Origin of the sequence: Bradyrhizobium sp. 186, assembly GCF_023101685.1 — a bacterium.
Lineage (GTDB): Bacteria > Pseudomonadota > Alphaproteobacteria > Rhizobiales > Xanthobacteraceae > Bradyrhizobium.
Window position 1 is genome coordinate 8,336,926 of the sequence record NZ_CP082164.1, and the last position, 15,729, is coordinate 8,352,654.

Below are 15,729 nucleotides of genomic sequence, written 5' to 3' on the forward strand. Positions count from 1 at the left end.
ACTCACCAACTCAGACTGAAACGGTACAGTTGAAAACAAACGCCGAAGGGTCCGTTCAGCCTCCGGACGGTCGCTCAGATAAGTCCGACTTCCTGGAATTTCGCCGTCACGATGTCCTTGTCGAACGGCTTCATGATGTATTCGTTGGCGCCGGCGTGCAGCGCACGCGCGATATGCGCAACGTCATTCTCGGTGGTGCAGAACACGACCTTGGGCTGGTCGCCTCCCGGCATGCGTCTGAGATGGCCGAGGAACTCATAGCCGTCCATGACCGGCATGTTCCAGTCGAGCAGCACCGCGTCGGGCAGACCGCGCTTGCAGGCCTCCAACGCCTTCTCACCGTCCTCGGCTTCGAGAATCTGGAAGTCGAGGCCTTCCAGGATCCGGCGCGCAACCTTGCGGATGACGCTGGAATCATCAACGACGAGACAAGTTCGCATGTGAACCTCCGCTTCCTGTCCCCTTTGCGGGGCACTTCCAATTGCAAGTCCGTCGGCAGCTATGCCGCCGTATCAGGCCGCCATCATCTCGGGCGCGAGTTCGAGGACGCGATCGACGTCGAGGACGACCATGAGCTGGCCGTCGAGGCGGTGGACGCCGCCGGCGAGCTTGGCCATGCGGGGATCGAGGTTGACGGGGTTTTCTTCCTTGTTGTCCTCGGCAAGCCGCAGCACCTCGCCGATCTGGTCGATCAGCAGGCCGTAGGATTCACCGCGCAGGTCGACACCGACCGCCATCGGCAGCTTGCCGTCCTCGGGCTTGGGCAGGCCGAGCCGGGCGCGCATGTCGACCACGGTGACGATGCGGCCGCGCAGGTTCAGCACGCCCGCGATCTCGCGCGAGGCCAACGGCACGCGGGTGACGCGCTCGGGCATGAACACGTCCTGGACCCGGGAGATCGGCAGGCCGAACAGCTGGCCGCCGATCATCGCGGTGACGTATTCGACCATGGCGCCTTCGCCGGACTGGGTCTTGTTGCTCATTGATGTATCTCCTTGCCGTCCTTACGCCGCCGCCCGGCTCAGCTCGGAGGCGCCGGCGGCGCCCGCGGTCTGTTCCTTCAGCGCCGCGATCAGGCCGGGACGGTCGAACTTGGCGACATAGTCGTGGAAGCCGGCCTGCCGGCCGCGCTCGATCGCCGCCGGCGACACCAGCGCGGAGAGGCCGATGATCGGCATCGAACCCAGATTGTTGTCGGAGCGGATCACTTCGGCGAACTCGAACCCGTTCATGTCGGGCATCTCGATGTCGGTCAGGACCACGTCGAAGGTTTGCGCGCGCAGCGCGGCCAGGCCCTCCTGCGCGGTCGGCGCGGTGCGGACGCGGTAGCCGGCGGCCTTGAGCACCGGGGCCAGCATGTTGCGGAAGAAGGCGCTGTCGTCGACCAAGAGCACCGACTGCGAGTGCATCGACGGCTTCATCTCCTTGCGGGTGAACCAGTCGGCAAACGCCATCGGCAGGAAGTGGCCGACGTCGATCACCTCGGTGGCCTGGCCCTTGATCACGGCCGAGCCCAGGATGCCGCTGGAGGAGCCGCCGACCTCGATGTTGAGCCGTTCCTCGACGATGTCGATGATCTCGTCGACGACCAGGCCCATGGAGCGGCCGTCATCGGAGAACACCAGGATCGGCTGGGCGCCCTGCGACGCGATGGTGACGCTCTCCATGGCGACCAGCGGCATCAGCTGCTCGCGGTACTGCACCATGTAGCGGCCGTTGGAGAACTCGATCTTGTCGGCCGGCAGCTCTTCCAGGCGGGTGACGAGCCCGAGCGGGACCGCCTTGGGCTGGCTGGAGCCGGCGCGGAACACCAGCAGCGAGGTGGTCTGCTCGGCCGAGGAGGAATGATGGCCGGCGGCCTCGTCGGCCATGTCATGGGCCGAGGAGCCGGAGGCGCCCAGGGCTTTGGCAATGCCGTTGGGGTCGATGATCATGATGACGGCGCCATCGCCCAAAATGGTGTTGCCGGAGAACATGTCGATGTGGCGCAGCTTCGTCGACATCGGCTTGACCACGATTTCTTCGGTGTGGAACACGCCGTCGACCACGATGCCAAAGGTCTGGCTGCCGACCTGGGTCACCACGATAAAGCCGTTCTCGGGATCGGAGGCGGCGCCGTCGTCGATCTTGAGCAGCTTCTTGAGGTGGATCAGCGGCAACAGCTTGTTGCGCAACCTGAGGACGGCCGTGTCCTTGATGCGCTCGATGCGGTGCTCGGAGTTGGCCCGGGCCCGCACCAGCTCGACGACCGCGAGCTGCGGGATCGCGAAGCGGTCGCCGGCGGCCTCCACGATCAGCGCCGAGACGATGGCGAGCGTCAGCGGGATCTTGATGGTGACGGACGAGCCTTCACCGGCGACGCTCTTGATGTCGATGGTGCCGCCGATCTGGTCGATATTGGTGCGCACCACGTCCATGCCGACGCCGCGGCCGGAGACCGAGGTGATGGCGGCCGCGGTCGAGAAGCCCGGCGCGAAGATGAACTTGTGGATCTGGGCTTCCGACATCTTCTCCAGCTCGGCCTCGGTGACGAGGCCCGAGGAGATCGCCTTGGCCTTGATCCTGTCGGTGTTGAGGCCGCGGCCGTTGTCGGCGATGCAGATGATGATGTGGCCGCCCTCGTGATAGGCGGACAGCCGGATGGTGCCCTGCTCGCCCTTGCCGCTCGCGGTGCGCTCGGCCGGGGTCTCCAGGCCATGATCGGCGGAGTTGCGCACCATGTGGGTGAGCGGGTCCTTGATCAGGTCGAGCACCTGGCGGTCGAGCTCGGTGTCGGCGCCGTGCATCTCCAGATCGATCTGCTTGCCGAGTTCGCTCGAGAGGTCGCGGACGATGCGCGGCAGTTTCTGCCAGGCGTTGCCGATCGGCTGCATGCGCGTCTTCATGACGCCCTCCTGCAGCTCGGCGGTGACGTTGGAGAGCCGCTGCAACGGCACCTTGAACTCGGTGTCCTCGTTGCGGCGGGAGATCTCGAGCAGCTGGTTGCGGGTCAGGACCAGCTCGGAGACCATGGTCATCAAATGCTCCAGCGTATCCACGTTGACGCGGATCGACTGGTTGGCGATGCGGTCGCCCTCGCCGGCAACCTCGTCCGCCATCGACTTCTTCGGTGCGGCCTTGTCCTTGCCGGGCTTGGCGGCTTCCTTGGCCGTTGGCTTGGCGGTTGCCTTGGCTGGTTCCTTGGCGGCAGCGGGGGCCGGCGCCGGCTCGGGGGCAACGTCAACCTTGGCAACGGGCGCGGGCGCTTCGATCGCGGTCTCGCGGAAGGCGCGCTCGAGCTCGTCCAGCGACACTTCGCCCGGACGCAGCGGGCGCTCCAGGGTCTGGTCGATCAGCGCGCCCTGGCTCATGTCCTTTGCGGGCGCGGCCTCGGCAGCCGGGGCGTCCGGCACCAGCGGCGGCGCGTCGGCGACAGGAGCCGCCGCTCCGGCCGCCATGGCGGCCATGCCCTGCTCGACCATCGCTTCCAGCTTGTCGATGAGGTCGCGGTCGGTGCCCTCCGGCTCGGCTTCGGTGGCTTCGAGACCGGCCAGAATTTCCTTGATGCGGTCGATCGAGGACAGGATCACCGTCACCGCCTGCCCCGTCACCGGCATGCCGTCACGGAATTTGCTCATCAAGGTCTCGCCGGCATGCGCCAGCGCTTCCAGACGCGGCAACCCGAGGAAGCCGCAAGTGCCCTTGATGGTGTGGACCAGGCGGAAGATGTTATCCAGGATCTTGGCGTTGTTCGGCTCCTGCTCGAACTTCACCAGCTGATTGTCGACGGTGTCCAGGCTCTCGCTGGTCTCCGTCAAAAACTCCCGCAACAGATCATCCATGAAAACAGGCCTTCATACAGGGAGGGCACGCACAATTGTGATGTGCCATTTCAGAATGGGGCCAGCTTCACCGCAAAGCGTTTAATATTGGTTGAGTATGTGGAAAAGAACGGAACCAACAAAGAGATAAGGCGCTCCGGACAAGCCGAAGCGCCTCGTAAAGATTCGATTAACTGCCTGAGAATCGACCGCGCGTTTACGAAGCGGTAACGATGATGGCTTCGCCTTCAGGCCTGAGCGTCACGGTGAGTCCGCAAGCCTGCGCCAGCAGCCGCGTATAATAGGGCTGGATCGCGTGCGCATCCGCTGCGGGACCACGCTCGCCGCTCAGGAGCTCGGCAATATTTTGCGGCAGGCGCGCATTGTGGCCTGTCGCAGTGATTCGGAAGCTCATGGTCTCGCCCTCGCCGATCGGATCGATCGTCAGCATGCCACCGCGCGGGATCGTGTGCTGGGCGACGACCAGCATATTGAGCAACAGCTTGACGCGGTTCTTAGGCAGCAGCAGCCGCGGCAAATTCCACGTGATCCTGCATTTGCCATCCTCGATGTGGCCGCGCGCCATGGTCTGGGCATCACCGACGTCGATCTGCGCACCGGAGGAGCCGGCCGCGCCGAAGGCGAGACGGCAGAACTGGAGGCGGGCGGAAGCGGTCTTGGCGCTCTTGCGAATCAGGTCGAGCGCGAACTCGCGGTCCTCGGGCTTGGGATCGTCGTCGAGCACTTCGAGCCCGTTGACGATGGCGCCGACAGGGCTGATGAGATCATGGCAAACCCGCGAGCACAGGAGCGCCGCGAGTTCGAGCATGTCGGGAGCGGTGGCGGTACCGGGTGACGAAGCGTCAGACATAAAGGGTTCCTGGAATTGCAAGGCGCGGACGCGGCGAATCACGCATGCTTGACGAATGGCGGCGGTTCTAACATTCGCAAGCCGGTCGCAGCTAGCTTGCGATAGGTTCGAAGCGGCCATAAGCCCAAGGCGAGCTAACGGCGAATCAACCGAGAGAGGCGAGACTTGCCGATGAATGAGGCATGCAGGTGAGGATCATCGACGGCACAGCCGCATCCACTTTGATGGAGCCGCTCACGGCGCTGGTGGTGAAGGCGGGCGAAGTCATCCTCGCGGTCAACCGCGCGGCGATGCGGGTCGACGGCAAGCAGGACGGCTCGCCGGTCACCGAGGCCGATCTTGCCGCCGACCGCATCATCGCGGAGGGCCTGGTGCAGCTTGCGGGCGACGTGCCTTCGCTCTCCGAGGAGCGGACCGAGCTCGCCTGCCCGCCGTTTCGCGACAGCTTCTTCCTGATCGATCCCCTCGACGGCACCAAGGAGTTTGTCGCCGGCCGCGACGAGTTCACCGTCAACCTCGCGATCGTGACCTGCGGCGTGCCGCTGCTCGGCATTGTCAGCGCACCCGCGCTCGGGCTGCTGTGGCGCGGCATCGTTGGCCAGGGCGCCGAGTGCGTGACATTTGACGGCGCTACCATGGGGGCTGCCAAACCGATCCATACCCGCAAGCTGCCGAAACCGGGCGAGCCCTGGATCGCGGCGGTGAGCCGCTCGCATGGCGATCCGAAGAGCGAGGCGTTCATCGAGAGCCGGCCCAATGCCGTGCGCAGAATGGTCGGCTCGGCCGTGAAATTCGGCCGGATCGCGGAGGGCAGCGCCGACATCTATCCCCGGTTCGGGCCAACGTGTGAATGGGACGTCGGCGCCGGCTGCGCCGTCGTGACCGCCGCCGGCGGCAGGGTGACCGACGGCCAGGGTGGCGAGCTCCGGTTCGGCGAACGGCGCGACACCGGCTTCATCATCCCGGAGTTCATCGCCTGGGGCGACCCGCAGGCGGTAGGGACTCACTGACTGAGCTTTTCCTGGAGCGCCGGCCAGCGCTTGCCCACCTCATAGAGGAAACGCTCCGGATCGGCAGCGAAGGCGTCACGATTGGCTTCCCGGCTGAACAGATAAAGCCGCTGCGCCGAGATCACGAAGAAGCGCGGATTGCCGGCGATGGTCACGCCGCGGGCGATGTCAGCCGGATCATAGCCGCCGAACTGCGGCCCGTAGATCTCGGGATGAGCCAGGAAAGACGCCCGGTTGCCCTCGTTCCGGAAGCGCCAGACCGCGCCCCAGAGATTCGTTTCGAACTCGGCGGTGCCCGGCTCGGCGCCGCCGTCGACGAAATAGGCCACGGGGTCGAAGCCCTCGATGGCCACGCCGCTGAAACGGTTGACGACAATCCGCTCGGTGGTGGCCGCCTGTGCCGACACCCCGGAGAACGCGATCCAAATGCCCGCCAGCAGGCAGACCAGACGGCCGATCAAGGCAATTCCGGGGCGCAAAGGGCTATCTTCCTGCCGTTGTGCCGTCATAGTTGCTGCGGATAACATCCGAGTCGAGGGGACATTCGGCGCAACCTAGAGCCGTGCCTGTTGGCGTCAGGTTAAGGAAGCGACCGGATTCGATACCAGGGGTTCTTTTATGACTTTCGCATCACGTCTCGCTGCGGTCGCGCTTGCCGCGCTGGTCGGCTGGATCGTGCCGGCCTCCGCCCAGCAGGCGCCGCCGCCCAATCTGCCGCCGCCGCAGCGGACCCCGACGCCCAGCACCTATGGGCCGGACGAGCTCGTGAACGCCGGCCACCGCTTCTTCGGCAACGTCTCGCGCGGGCTCGCCTCGATCATCGAGAAGGCAGTCAGCCAATGGGGTCTGCCGAACGGCTATATCCTGGGTGAGGAAGGGTCCGGCGCCTTCGTTGCCGGCCTGCGCTATGGCGAAGGCACGCTCTACACCAAGAACGCCGGGGACCTGCGCGTCTTCTGGCAGGGTCCCTCGCTGGGGTTCGACTGGGGCGGCGACGGCGCGCGCACCATGACGCTGGTCTATAACCTGCCCGCCACCAACGCGATCTACCAGCGCTTCGCGGGCCTCGACGGCTCGGCCTACATCATCGGCGGCTTCGGCATGACGGCGCTCACCGCCAACAACATCGTGCTGGTGCCGATCCGCTCGGGGCTCGGCCTGCGGCTGGGAGCCAATATCGGCTACCTGAAATATACCCCGCGCGCGACCTGGAACCCGTTCTAAGGCTCCCTCCTCCGGTCCAGTTCCGGATTCACGTTAACAACAGGGCGGGGCTGGCTTTTTGCCGGCCCGCCATGCATTGTCATTGGTAAATTTTTCGTTGTTTTTGGGAGTTCTGGCCGATGGTCGAACCGATCATGTACCTGGCGATCGGTTTCCTGCTCTCGATGCTGTGCGGGCTCGCGATCGTGCCGCTGGTGCATAACCGCGCGGTACGCCTGACCACGCGACGGCTCGAGGCCGCCACCCCTCTGTCGATGGCGGAGATCCAGGCCGACAAGGACCAGCTCCGCGCCGGATTCGCCATGTCGGCGCGACGGCTCGAGATGAGCGTCGACCAGCTCAAGAACAAGACCACGAGCCAGCTCGCCGAGCTCGGCAAGAAGAGCGACGCCATCAACCGCATGAAGATCGAGCTCGGCGAGAAGAACGCCACGATCTTCGCACTCGAGGCGCGCGAGAAGGCGGTGAAGGAGCAGCTCCGCGCCACCGAAGAGGAGTTCAACGCCAAGACCGAAGGCCTGCGTTCCGCCGAGCACGCGCTCGCCAACAAGCAGGGCGAGCTCGCCAAGATCAATTCCGAGCTGTCCGACCGTTCGATGATGGCGGAGAGCCGCCAGGTCGAGCTCGTCGCGATGCGCGCGCAGATCGAGGAATTGAAGTATCGCGTCGGCGATGCCGAGAAGGAGTTTGCCGCCACGCAAGCGAGATTGACGCAGGAGCGCTCGGAATCGGAGACCGTCTCGCGCGAGCTTTTGGATGCGCGCGGCCGTGTCGAGAATTTGAGCCAGCGCGTCACCGAGCTCGATCGCCAGCTCATCGTCCAGGTCAAGGAGGCCGAGATGCTGTCTGGCCGCGTCGCCGACCTCGAAGGGCGCCTCGCCACGCAGGGCAAGCTGCTCGCCGAGCGCGACTACGAGAACAACCAGCTCCGCCAGGCCAGTGAGAGCAATGAACGCATCATCAAGGAATTGCGCGTCGAGATCGCCGCGCTGAGCGGCGGCAAGTCGTCGGCCGCAGTCGAAGCGCTCCGCGCGGAAAAGACCGCGCTGGAGGAGCAGCTCAAGACCGCACGCGACGAGCGCGCCAAACTCCAGCGCGACATCAATGCGATCCAGCAGCAGGCGGAGAGCTCCTGGGCGACCGAGCGCATGGAAAACGCGCTGCTGCGCGAACGCATCAACGACATCGCCGCCGAAGTGGCAAAACTCGCGATGCAACTCGAAGGCCCGAACTCGCCGATCGAGGCGCTGCTTGCGGCCGAGGCGGGCCAGCCTCCGAAGCCGGCGCCGCGCCCGGCCAATGGCGCCACGACAAATGGCGCGGTCACGGCGAGCCTGCCCGAAGGCGGCGGAACGCTGGCTGAGCGCATCCGCGCCCTCCAGGCCCATGCCTCCCGCGCCCGCCAGCAGGGCGTGTGAGCGGGCGAAAGCGCGGTTTCCTTTGCGAATTGCGTGGTCTACGGAAGGTTTTCAGGCCTCAGAGCGCCTGGAAACTTGACACCTTCGGCCCGCACTTCTAAATCGCGGGCTCCGATATGCCGGCCGGCCGAAAAAGTCCGGCCGCTTGCATGATGGTCCCGGGCGCATAGCTCAGCGGGAGAGCGTTCCCTTCACACGGGAGAGGTCCAAGGTTCGATCCCTTGTGCGCCCACCATTAAGCCCCTTGAATCAGCCATTTAGCGATGCAGTTCTCCAAGGTTGTGCCCCAAAAAAGCTGGGGCACAACAAGGGCACGTTGATTCTTGCTTAAGCAAAGTCGCTCGCGTTACGGCCGAGTCTACTTCCCAGCGAAAAATTTATGCTTTCCACCCCTTGGCCAATGGCATGGGGCAAAGCAAACCCCGCCGGGGTGGACGAAGGGGGTCTGAAGCGAGCAATGATGGTGCGAGGTCTACGGAGCGGCTCGGCTGCCGTGCGACCGTTTGATGTTCTCCTCCACCAAGCTTGGGGTATTTGCCGGCCCATTTGCCACGCCAGATCGCGCCGCACCTTGCCAAGATCACGCCGGTCGTACATCCAGCGCAGCTCGAGCAGGGAATCGTCGTCGACTTTCCGCGGCACATAATCGAGCGCATTCCTGAGGAAATGCACATAGCAGCGTTGCCACAACACGCCGGCGAGGAGTTCGGGAATCGCCTTCTTCAGCCCGGCTTGATCATCGGAGACGACGAACTCGAGGACGTGCAGGCCGCGCGTTTTCTACGCTTCCAAAAACTCTTTTCAGCTCGATCGGCTCTCCCGGTTGGCGAGCTCGACAGCAAGCATCTGGCGCCGGCCTTCCCAGTCGACACCAATCGCGATCAGCACCGCTTGACTGGCAATGATCCCGTCCTCGCGCACCCGCTCGTAGCGCGCGTCCAGGATCAGATAGGGAGGGTTCCCTCAGCTTGCGTTCGCAGAACGCTTTCAGCGAGGCATCGAGGCGCTTGTTGATGGCGCTGATCGCCGAGGCCGAGAAGGGCCCACCAGTTCCTCGGTGACCTGTTTCACCTGCCGCGTCGACACGCCCTGCACGTACATCTCGGCCAACGGCCATGAGAGTCGGATCGTAATTTCTCTTGCCGGTCCGATGGCGTCGTCCTCAGCGTCATCCATGGCGTAAGGCGGTGGACGATCGTCCACATGATCTGCTTCGGACGGCTTTTCTTCATCGGGCTTATCGTCTGGTGCGTCAGTTGTTTCCTGCTTCAGGGCGTTCGCGACCTCGTCGCCCTCCGCAGCAATTTCTTCGGCTGTTTTCTTTACCGGTTTGGCTTCTGCGCGTCCGGCGTACTTCACCTGCGATTTAAACGACTTGCTGGGCTTTGGCGCGGGAACGATTTGATCACTGTGGGACTGGGCGAGGGCATCCTTAAGGCGAAAGTTGACGATCCTGCCGAAGCCCTTTCGAAGCTGTTTGCCATCGGCGGTACCCGGGTTCAGCAACGCGACAAAGATGACTTCGTGAACTTGAACGATGATGTCTTCGCCACCGTTCGGCTTCTTTATATCGACCCGCTTGCGAAGCATTCCGATGATCGCACCGGAAACGTGTTTCGGTAAGTCCTCACGAAGTCTCAGCTCTGTCTCACCCAAATCTTGGAAGGCCGCCGCGATCGTCTCAAGGCGAAGCTTTCGCAAGCGTCCACCGGTAATCGCCTGACGCCAACCTTCTAGATCGGTTGAGAGCCGTGGATCGCCCGCAGAAATGGCCATGTAACTCTCGCCCGTTGTGACTACACTTCAGGCCGTAAATTCAACACCGATACGGCTGCCTGAACGCCAGATCGGGCGGCAATTTCTGTAGACGCGATCCTTCTCAATCATGAGTTTGAACCGGTCTTTCATACTATGCCCAGCTGATGCGGGCAGCTCGATTGATGCTCCGTGATCGGTGATGTCGAAGACGCGGCAACAGGTCCTCAATCCGTCGCCGAAGATGTAGGCGACCTCATTTGTCTCGATGTGCTCTTGTCTGCGACGTTCCTGCACTGTTTCTCTCTGCCTTTAGTCCTTCTCAGGCGGTGAGCGATCACTCTGCCGAGCAGCAGGACTTCGGCTGCGCACCCAAAAGAAAAACCCACCAGCCACGTAGGACTGACGGGTTCTCGTTTGCCCATGCGTATCCGCGGTACTCGTCACCCATCCGCGATGGCACATCGTGCAGCCATAACGGTTGACGTTGGATTACCGCTCACGACGTTAGCGGCTTCGTTCGACGTCGTCGCGCCCTAGACAACGGTGGTAAGACCGATGGCGACGGCAGACAAGTTGAAAGTATGCACTTTCCGCCCCTCAAAAACCTCACCGAGCGGCGACGCAGGCCGCCGCGTTCTTGCCCGCGAAATATCCAGAGCTCGCCCGAATTGGGTAGCGAGTTGTTAATTGGAATTCGGCAGCCTTCCGGTCAGCGCTGCCGATTAACCCCCAGCCCAAGGTAGCGCAAGTGATGGCCGGCGGGAGTGATCCCGCCGGCCATTGTTCATGTGAAGGCGAGACCAAACCGCCAGCGGGCCTCGGCCGGATGCACGATCTGGCGCTGCCCTGACCAGAGAGCGGCCAAGGGGTTGCGCGCTGCTTCCGTGGCGAGGTAGTTAGCACCTGCACTGTCGAAGCCCACGTTCGCGCCACTCACCGCCGGACTTCCCCATGAAACCGAATAACGAACGCCCCTATGCAACGCCTGAAGCTGCGGCGCGAAAGCTCGTCGAACTCGCGAAGAGCGTCGAGCCGATCAACGGTCGCATTCACATCGAAAAGATCAATTATCCCTTCGTGTCTAAAGAGGGCTGTAAGGGCAGCGGTCCCGAATTCGGCGCCGGCATCAAATACGCGATCGAGAAGGGTTGGCTCGACCTCCACGAGAGCGGCACCTATGTGAAGCTGCTGTTGTTGCGCGAGGAACTGCCAACAAGCTAAGGCCTACCTCCGCAAATTCGCGAAGTCGGATTTTGTTCCGGCGTCGAGGTTGAGCCGGTGTTGATGCATGGCGCCTGCGGGCGACATGGGGGATTGCGTACAGAAATGCAACAGGCCGCCAGCTGAGGCGTCCTTACGTAGGCGGCGCACTAGCGTTCAGAAGCTGAGCGACGGCGGCCACGATCTGCGCAGGCGCAAATGGCTTGTTTAATAGGATGCTGTTCGGCACGCCGTTGGCGGACCATTGATCGGCCGCGGCGCCGGTCATGTAAATGACCGGGATGTCGGGATTTAGCTCTCTGGCGCGGTGCCCAACTTCCCATCCGTTGAGCATGCCGAGCAGATTTATGTCCGTGATGAGGGCTCGATACTTGTTTGTGTCGCCCTTCAGACGGGTTACCGCCTCTTCTCCCGTGGTCGTGGCCTCGACTTCAAAGCCACCTTCGGACAATGCCTCTGCCACCAAGTCTCGGACTAGTTGATCGTCCTCCACGATCAAGATCACCACCACTGCGCCTTGCACTGCTCGTCTCCCCATACCCCCGCGTTGTTGGGATAGGAATGTTCCGCAGGCGGACTTTGTTGTGGACACAGGAACCAAGCTAGGCCCGCACGGCGATATTCCAGGGGGGACCGCCGCGCACGCCACAGGGCGTTCGGGAGCGGCATGACGCCGGTAGGTACTATCTATGAGCGGGAGCTATCGGCCCTTTACACGGCCGCATGAACGAAAGGCCATTCAACACAGGCTTCTCGGCGCCAGGACCCGCATAAGGCCGGTCAGTCAATCGCTGCCGGCTCGCCGCGGCGGATGATGGCGACCGCTAATAAACGGGTGCAGCGCGGCGTTTACCGCTCTACGATGGTGCGACATATCGGCGGCCCCAGCCAGACGATGACGGCCCGAAAATCGATCTACACTCCGCTGCATCAACGATTGTTGACCGAGGCCGCGCATAGCGTTCGGCTCACGTTCGTCGAGATCGAAGAGATTTTGGGACGTAAGCTCCCGGCATCGGCTCACAAGTTCACAGCGTGGTGGAGCAACGAAAGCTCCATGAAGGCCGGGCACACTCAAGCGAGGGCTTGGATGGTCGCGGGCTTTCGTGCGCATGCTTCGATCAAAGACCGCGTCGTCGAATTCCGCAGGGTTTGATCGAGCTGTACGGTCTAGCGCTTGTCGAAGGTCTTAGCACGCTGGAACAGCACGGTTTGAAGTCCGGTGATGATCAACTTGTTCAACGTCTCACAATCGTTCGGCCACAGGCGGGGAAGCTGGCGCGAACTCTTCCGCTGCTCAATGGCGGCGGAGACAGCGGCGCGCAATTCGTCATCAGTCGGGCTGGTCATCGGTCGACCCCAATGCGATCGCCTACCGCTTGGCGCCCTTAGAAGCGGATGCAATTCAACCTTCGATGTACCGGTTGAGGAGTTGCTTCAGCGCGGGCGAACCGACGATGCGATTAGATCGGCTTCCTACCCTATATATCCGCGGCGGACGTGATCTTGCGGCCTTAGCATTACAGTTGCCGTTTTGCTTTGAGATGCGCGCGCTGAGCGGCAGCCTGGTGAGCTCTGCGCCAGAATGACCATGCGATGACATGCGCGGGTTGGATCCGCTTTCGAGCAAGCCTGATGGCAATGCGGCGGATTTCCTGGATTGACCAACGGATCAGCGGCGGCGTGGGTGTGCTTTGGCTTTTGCCGGGGGGCGGCGTTTGGTTTTTTTGGGCGGTGGCGGATTGGCGCGATGGCGGATCGCCGCCATCATGGCGAAGGCGAGCATCACCAGGGACACGTGGCGATGCCAGCCATGCCAGGACCTGCTCTCGTTGTGATCGAGCCCGAACTCGTTTTTCGCGGTTTCAAAGCTGTCCTCGATCGCCCATCGATGGCCTTCGACCGCGACCAGCGTTTCAATTGATGTTCCCGCTGGGCACCAGGTGGTGAAGAAGGCGAGATCGCCATCGGCGATATGGCGACGGATCAGCAGACCGCGCGTCCATAAACCATCATTTGCGCTGTTGAACTGCTCGACCTCGAGATCGGCCAGTTCGAGATAACACCAGTCATGCAGCCTCGGTCCTTTGGTTCCGGCTCCCGCCGACAAGCGCTTCCAGTCGGACGGGCGCCGCGTCCGGGCGATGTCTTCGGCCTTGCCGGCGACCGGCTGTCGCTTGCCCCAGGATCGGAAGACATGAGAGCTGCTGACCCCGAGCACATAGCCTTTGCCTGCCCGCCGTAGCTGCTGTTCGATATCGCCAACACCGTAGACCGTGTCACCGGCAACCCACTTGAATGGTACAGACGCGGCTATCGCACGTGCGATCATTCTCGTCGCAAGCTTTGGTTTGGTCGCAAAGCCGACATCGGCAGGCACGTATGCGGCTTCCAGACGATCTGGATCGTCAGTCCATTCCTTCGGAAGATACAACGCGCGATCGATGAACGCATGACCATGACGCGAAACGTAGGTAGCGAAGACGCCGATCTGGCAGTTCGTGATCTTCCCTGCCGAACCAGTGTATTGCCGCGCCACTCCGCACGAGGCCTTACCCTGCTTGAGAAAGCCGGTCTCGTCGATCACCAGCACCGCATCGTCATCCGCCAAGTGCTCGATGACATAGTCGCGGACGATGTCGCGCAGGGCATCAGCGTCCCAATCCCCGCGACCCAGGATCGCCTGCTGCCGCCATGGGCCGGGATCGCCAGCCGCCTCCGCGCGCATCCAACCGGTCTTGCGCTGCTCATCTCCGAGCAGACCTTCCAGGAACAGGCCTGCATTCGTCGCCACACGCTCTTGCGTGAACAACGGACGTATCCGCTGCTTGACCTCTCGAAGCGACGCCGCCCACAACGCAAGCGTCTCCTCAACCGACGCGGCCCGCGTCCACGACATTCGAATCATGGTTGCCCATGGATTCAGAAGCCCGCAAACAAAGCAACTGTAATGTTAGTGTCTGTCCGGGAACATCTTGAATCATCGGAATCATTTGTGATTCAAGGGTGGCGGTCCGATTCGAAGGGGCGCCCATGTGGACGAAGGAGAACCGCGGTCGTTACGACCGAAGCCGGCTACGCTATCCAAGCGATTTGACTGATGAGGAATGGGCGTTGGTGGAGCCGCTGATTGCGCCAGCCAAGCGAGGCGGCAACAAGCGCACGGTCGATGTGCGCGAGGTGATCAATGGCCTGATGTATGTGCTGAGCACCGGTTGCCAATGGCGAGCGATCCCGAAGGACCTGCCGCCACGCAGCACGGTGCACGACTATTTTGACTTGTGGGCTTGGAACGGCACGCTCGATCGCATCCATCACGCGCTCTATGTACAATGTCGAGAATTGGCTAACCGAGAACCCAGCCCGAGCGCCGCCATCATCGACAGTCAAAGCGTCAAGAGCGCGGAAAAAGGGGGGCGTGGATCGACCCGCATGGCTACGATGCGGGCAAGAAGATCAAGGGCAAGAAGCGCCACATCCTAGTCGATACTCAAGGCTTGCTGCTCCACGCCCTCGTGCATTCGGCGGACATCCAGGATCGTGACGGTGGGGTGCTGGTGATGGCCACGCTGTTTGGCCTGCATCCATTCCTGCTGAAGCTCTATGCTGACGACGGCTATCAGGGGCCGATCTTTCAGTCCGCCGTTCGCAAAATCCTCCGGCAAATCGACGTCGAGATCGTCAAGCGCTCCGATACAGCAAAGAGTTTTGCGATCTTGCCCAAGCGATGGATCGTCGAACGCACCATCGCCTGGCTCAACCGCTGCCGCCATTTGGCCAAGGATTGGGAGTGCCTCAACCGAAAGGCATTGGCGTTCTTGCGCCTCGCCTCAATCCGCCTCATGCTGCGAAAGCTCTGCCAAAAAACAGCATGATCCCGGACAGACTCTTAGAGATCGATCGCAGTCGCTCGATCACTCTGGTAACTGAGCAAAGAACTTCCCGCTCATCCTACTCGCTCGCCCCCGCTGTTTTTGAAAGCGCTGCAAGCGAGCGTAAACCGCTTGGCGGGTGCGGCGTAGCCGTTCGCCGGCCTCCTCAGCTGTGGCACCTGCGCCAAAGAGCGAGAGCAATTCCGCCTCTTCGTCCGGCAACCACGGACGCGTCGAGGTACGACTATTCGCCATTCGTCGGGCCTCCAAGTCCTCAAAGGCGCGGCGGCGATGCCCGCCGCGGCGGGTCTGGAATGCGAGCTGGCCGCTCCACTCGTGGCGAGGCCGACAAACGGCTGGGCTCAGGCTCGCGATTACCGCGCGTCATCCATGCTGCTAGACGAGCGTAGCTTCGCCTGAGAGCCGGCACGAACCAAGCCGATGCATCCTCGTTCTCCATGCCGCGAAAGAATGCCTCTAAACCATTTAGAAAAGGTTGCCGCCGTTTCCCGGCCGTAACCCATCGTCAATAGTGCGATGCGAGACTATGAAGAT

General features: G+C 62.6%; 14 protein-coding genes, 1 tRNA gene and 2 pseudogenes. 7 read left to right on the forward strand and 10 right to left on the reverse strand.

The features are described from left to right. Positions 1-74: 74 nt before the first annotated feature. The 4 genes from IVB18_RS39995 to IVB18_RS40010 all read right to left on the reverse strand — a co-directional run bounded on the left by IVB18_RS39995 (position 75) and on the right by IVB18_RS40010 (position 4,671). Positions 75-440, reverse strand: coding sequence for a response regulator (locus IVB18_RS39995; RefSeq protein ID WP_007600538.1), 366 nt, complete (start codon positions 438-440; stop codon positions 75-77). 72 nt (positions 441-512) lie between these two features. Beyond that, positions 513-983: a chemotaxis protein CheW gene (locus tag IVB18_RS40000; protein ID WP_247985722.1), complete on the reverse strand. Its 471-nt coding sequence runs from the start codon at positions 981-983 to the stop codon at positions 513-515. A gap of 21 nt (positions 984-1,004) precedes the next feature. Beyond that, positions 1,005-3,821, reverse strand: a complete 2,817-nt coding sequence (locus IVB18_RS40005) for a hybrid sensor histidine kinase/response regulator (protein ID WP_247985723.1) — start codon at positions 3,819-3,821, stop codon at positions 1,005-1,007. Positions 3,822-4,017: 196 nt separating this feature from the next. After that, positions 4,018-4,671: a histidine phosphotransferase family protein gene (locus IVB18_RS40010; protein ID WP_247985724.1), complete on the reverse strand. Its 654-nt coding sequence runs from the start codon at positions 4,669-4,671 to the stop codon at positions 4,018-4,020. A gap of 182 nt (positions 4,672-4,853) precedes the next feature. Here IVB18_RS40010 and IVB18_RS40015 point away from each other — a divergent pair, with 182 nt between their 5' ends. Continuing rightward, positions 4,854-5,681 carry a 3'(2'),5'-bisphosphate nucleotidase CysQ gene (locus tag IVB18_RS40015; RefSeq protein WP_247985725.1) on the forward strand — a complete coding sequence of 276 codons (828 nt, stop codon included), beginning with the start codon at positions 4,854-4,856 and terminating at the stop codon, positions 5,679-5,681. Here IVB18_RS40015 and IVB18_RS40020 read toward each other — a convergent pair. After that, positions 5,675-6,160: a YHS domain-containing (seleno)protein gene (locus tag IVB18_RS40020; protein WP_247985726.1), complete on the reverse strand. Its 486-nt coding sequence runs from the start codon at positions 6,158-6,160 to the stop codon at positions 5,675-5,677. The two genes, IVB18_RS40015 and IVB18_RS40020, sit on opposite strands and share 7 nt — an antisense overlap. Before the next feature lie 139 nt (positions 6,161-6,299). Here IVB18_RS40020 and IVB18_RS40025 point away from each other — a divergent pair, with 139 nt between their 5' ends. The 3 genes from IVB18_RS40025 to IVB18_RS40035 all read left to right on the forward strand — a co-directional run bounded on the left by IVB18_RS40025 (position 6,300) and on the right by IVB18_RS40035 (position 8,558). Next, positions 6,300-6,905 (forward strand): DUF1134 domain-containing protein, encoded by a 606-nt coding sequence (locus IVB18_RS40025; protein ID WP_247985727.1) that lies wholly within the window; start codon positions 6,300-6,302, stop codon positions 6,903-6,905. A 119-nt stretch (positions 6,906-7,024) separates the two neighbouring features. Further along, positions 7,025-8,323 (forward strand): hypothetical protein, encoded by a 1,299-nt coding sequence (locus IVB18_RS40030; protein ID WP_247985728.1) that lies wholly within the window; start codon positions 7,025-7,027, stop codon positions 8,321-8,323. A gap of 160 nt (positions 8,324-8,483) precedes the next feature. Further along, positions 8,484-8,558, forward strand: a tRNA-Val gene (locus IVB18_RS40035). Positions 8,559-8,844: 286 nt separating this feature from the next. Here IVB18_RS40035 and IVB18_RS40040 read toward each other — a convergent pair. Continuing rightward, positions 8,845-9,433 (reverse strand): annotated as a pseudogene (locus IVB18_RS40040) (transposase); the annotation flags it as partial. 693 nt (positions 9,434-10,126) lie between these two features. Beyond that, positions 10,127-10,375 (reverse strand): PilZ domain-containing protein, encoded by a 249-nt coding sequence (locus tag IVB18_RS40045; RefSeq protein WP_247985729.1) that lies wholly within the window; start codon positions 10,373-10,375, stop codon positions 10,127-10,129. 657 nt (positions 10,376-11,032) lie between these two features. Between IVB18_RS40045 and IVB18_RS40050 the strand changes: the two genes are divergently transcribed. Continuing rightward, positions 11,033-11,302 carry a hypothetical protein gene (locus IVB18_RS40050; RefSeq protein ID WP_247985730.1) on the forward strand — a complete coding sequence of 90 codons (270 nt, stop codon included), beginning with the start codon at positions 11,033-11,035 and terminating at the stop codon, positions 11,300-11,302. Positions 11,303-11,435: 133 nt separating this feature from the next. Here IVB18_RS40050 and IVB18_RS40055 read toward each other — a convergent pair whose 3' ends face one another. Then, positions 11,436-11,825 (reverse strand): response regulator, encoded by a 390-nt coding sequence (locus tag IVB18_RS40055; protein ID WP_247985731.1) that lies wholly within the window; start codon positions 11,823-11,825, stop codon positions 11,436-11,438. A 291-nt stretch (positions 11,826-12,116) separates the two neighbouring features. On the opposite strand from IVB18_RS40055, the gene IVB18_RS40060 reads away from it, so the two are divergent. Then, positions 12,117-12,458 (forward strand): hypothetical protein, encoded by a 342-nt coding sequence (locus IVB18_RS40060; protein ID WP_247985732.1) that lies wholly within the window; start codon positions 12,117-12,119, stop codon positions 12,456-12,458. Positions 12,459-12,472: 14 nt separating this feature from the next. Here the strand turns inward: IVB18_RS40060 and IVB18_RS40065 are convergent, their stop codons facing one another. Continuing rightward, a complete protein-coding gene (locus tag IVB18_RS40065; protein WP_247985733.1) occupies positions 12,473-12,652 on the reverse strand; it encodes a hypothetical protein in 180 nt (59 codons plus the stop codon). Between the two features lie 322 nt (positions 12,653-12,974). After that, positions 12,975-14,210 (reverse strand): IS701 family transposase, encoded by a 1,236-nt coding sequence (locus IVB18_RS40070; protein WP_247983811.1) that lies wholly within the window; start codon positions 14,208-14,210, stop codon positions 12,975-12,977. Positions 14,211-14,335: 125 nt separating this feature from the next. On the opposite strand from IVB18_RS40070, the pseudogene IVB18_RS40075 reads away from it, so the two are divergent. Beyond that, positions 14,336-15,177, forward strand: a pseudogene (locus tag IVB18_RS40075) (IS5 family transposase). Positions 15,178-15,729: the final 552 nt, after the last annotated feature.

Coding starts and splice junctions, on each gene's coding strand:
- IVB18_RS40010 (WP_247985724.1), bottom strand. CDS start 4,671: ATGTCTGACGCTTCGTCACCCGGTACCGCCACCGCTCCCGACATGCTC.
- IVB18_RS40005 (WP_247985723.1), bottom strand. CDS start 3,821: ATGGATGATCTGTTGCGGGAGTTTTTGACGGAGACCAGCGAGAGCCTG.
- IVB18_RS39995 (WP_007600538.1), bottom strand. CDS start 440: ATGCGAACTTGTCTCGTCGTTGATGATTCCAGCGTCATCCGCAAGGTT.
- IVB18_RS40000 (WP_247985722.1), bottom strand. CDS start 983: ATGAGCAACAAGACCCAGTCCGGCGAAGGCGCCATGGTCGAATACGTC.
- IVB18_RS40030 (WP_247985728.1), top strand. CDS start 7,025: ATGGTCGAACCGATCATGTACCTGGCGATCGGTTTCCTGCTCTCGATG.
- IVB18_RS40025 (WP_247985727.1), top strand. CDS start 6,300: ATGACTTTCGCATCACGTCTCGCTGCGGTCGCGCTTGCCGCGCTGGTC.
- IVB18_RS40065 (WP_247985733.1), bottom strand. CDS start 12,652: ATGACCAGCCCGACTGATGACGAATTGCGCGCCGCTGTCTCCGCCGCC.
- IVB18_RS40060 (WP_247985732.1), top strand. CDS start 12,117: ATGGCGACCGCTAATAAACGGGTGCAGCGCGGCGTTTACCGCTCTACG.
- IVB18_RS40050 (WP_247985730.1), top strand. CDS start 11,033: ATGAAACCGAATAACGAACGCCCCTATGCAACGCCTGAAGCTGCGGCG.
- IVB18_RS40070 (WP_247983811.1), bottom strand. CDS start 14,210: ATGATTCGAATGTCGTGGACGCGGGCCGCGTCGGTTGAGGAGACGCTT.
- IVB18_RS40015 (WP_247985725.1), top strand. CDS start 4,854: ATGCAGGTGAGGATCATCGACGGCACAGCCGCATCCACTTTGATGGAG.